The sequence below is a fragment of the Brevibacillus borstelensis genome, from assembly GCF_037834415.1.
Classification (GTDB): domain Bacteria; phylum Bacillota; class Bacilli; order Brevibacillales; family Brevibacillaceae; genus Brevibacillus; species Brevibacillus borstelensis_A.
Map to the genome: position 1 here is coordinate 1 of NZ_JAUMSJ010000081.1, position 2,248 is coordinate 2,248.

Annotated in this window: 2 protein-coding genes and 1 rRNA gene; all 3 read left to right on the forward strand. The window is 48.2% G+C overall.

Features of this window, described 5'->3' with window-relative positions; all coding sequences use genetic code 11:
* Positions 1–105 (forward strand): 23S ribosomal RNA (locus Q3F21_RS26990); the annotation flags it as partial.
* 277 nt (positions 106–382) lie between these two features.
* Complete coding sequence (locus tag Q3F21_RS26995; RefSeq protein WP_340259657.1) at positions 383–1,504, forward strand: MGDG synthase family glycosyltransferase; 1,122 nt, start codon at positions 383–385, stop codon at positions 1,502–1,504.
* A gap of 9 nt (positions 1,505–1,513) precedes the next feature.
* Positions 1,514–2,185 (forward strand): HAD-IA family hydrolase, encoded by a 672-nt coding sequence (locus Q3F21_RS27000; protein WP_340259659.1) that lies wholly within the window; start codon positions 1,514–1,516, stop codon positions 2,183–2,185.
* Positions 2,186–2,248 lie beyond the last annotated feature (63 nt).

Sequence of the window (2,248 nt, forward strand, 5' to 3'; positions counted from 1 at the left end):
TTAAGCTGGTAAGACCCCTCATAGACGATGAGGTTGATAGGTTCGGTGTGGAAGCGCGGCAACGCGTGGAGCTGACGAATACTAATCGGTCGAGGACTTATCCACGTAAATCCTTATTGCATGCATATCCAGTTTTGAAGGCGCGAAGCAAGTCTGGTTACCGATTGGTAGTCAGGCTTTTTTTGTTATTTCATGCATGCGTTTTCTGTCAAAGAACGGATGACCTGTAACAGGCAGGGACGAAATGAGGAAACCTGTCGAGATATTATCCTTTTCCGCCGACAACTTCCCCCTTGCAGAGAGAAGAAGGGTACACTAACATGATAAGGGATCAAATCTAACGTTGAAGAGGCAAAGAGTGAGGAAATGAAGGAGAAATATCATGAAAAAGATCTTGATCTTTTCTGCTTCCATCGGCAACGGACATAATCAGGCAGCCAGAGCCATGCAGGAAAGCTTAGCCGAGATCGGCTACACATCGATGATCATCGATACTTTGGAGTATATCAGCCCGACGTTTCACAAGATCTTGCTGGAAAGCTACATGAACCTGCTTCGTTTATCACCAAAAATGTGGGGACGCATTTATCACAATACCGAAAAAACCAGATTTTTCGACATGAACGTTCTAATGAACAAATTGTTGGCCAATAAACTAAAAAAACTAATCAACAGCGTGCAACCGGATGCTTTCATAGCGACGCATCCGTTTGCCAGCTGCATGCTTTCAGTATTAAAAGGCCGCAATAATTGGAAAGAGCCGATCTACACCATCATCACAGATTATACGATTCATCCGTCATGGATCAATCATCATATTAACTATTACTTTATCGCTCATGAACAGCTGTACTACCTGGTGGACATCTACCGACACAACCATGCCCAATTCATTCCTATGGGGATCCCCATCATGAGCAAGTATAGCGAGCCTCTCGAAACAGACAAGATTCGAGAAAAGCTCCAGGTATCGACCGACCACCTGAGTATCATATTGTCAGGGGGAGGACTCGGGCTCGGGTCAATGGAACAAGTCCTTGCCGGGCTGGAACACATCGACTTGCCGTTGACCGTGTTCATCCTTACAGGAACGAATGACAAGCTGTATCGCAAGGTAAGCGAGCGAACGTATCGTCATAATGTCATACCGCTGCGGTTTGTCAACAACTTTCACGAGTACCTGGAGATTGCCGACCTGATTGTGACTAAATCGGGTGGCCTGACCTCGGCCGAGGTGATGAGCAAGCAGGTTCCCATGATTATTTACAATCCGCTTCCAGGCCAGGAGGAGCGAAACAGCCATTTCCTGTTAAACAACGGATGTGCTGTTCACGCTCATGTGCCGGAGCAGTTGATTTACTTTATTCACGAGATGCTCCACGACCCGACGAAAGTGGAATACATGAAGAGGATGGCTCAAAAAATAGCAAAGCCGAAAGCAGCGCAAAATATAGCCGAGTTTATTCGCAACGACATGCAGAGCTTGGCGGGAGAAGAAGGATAGGAGGATACCATGAGCATTTCCTTTGCAGTTCTTTTTGACATGGACGGTACGCTGCTGCAAACAGAGCGGCTGTCTACACCCGCATTCCAAAAAACATTCGAGGAGCTGCGAGAGAGAGGACTATGGAACAAAGCCACTCCAGACGAGAAGGAACTGACCAATGTACTCGGGATGACGATTGAACAATTGTGGGAGAAGCTGCTGCCAGGGGCCAGCGAAGAGGTCAAAGTACTGGCAGACGAGCGGATGCTGGAAAATGAGCTGATCCTGTTAAAGCAGGGGATTACCGATTTGTATCCGGGCGTGCGCGAGGTTTTGCAGGAACTGCACGCAAATGGTGCGGCGCTGTTTGTCGCCAGCAACGGTTTGGAGCGCTATATCGACGGCATTTGTGAACACTTCGGCATCAAGCCCTTGTTTACGGATCTCTACTCGGCCGGACGTTTTGGCACCAAATCGAAAAAGGACCTCGTGGCCAAGCTGATCAAGGATTATGAGGTAAAACAGGCCGTGATGGTGGGAGACCGACACTCCGATGTGGAAGCGGGGCTGGCCAACGGGTTAAAAACGATCGGGTGCGACTTTGGATTTGCCAAACCAGGTGAACTGGACGGCGCCGATGTAGTTATTCACCAATTTACCGATCTTTTGGAGCATATACCTTACCGTCAATACACATAAGATTGCACAGGTTGCCGATCGTTGACAACGCGAGAACGGGAAGCCATTCCAAGAGGAGTGGCT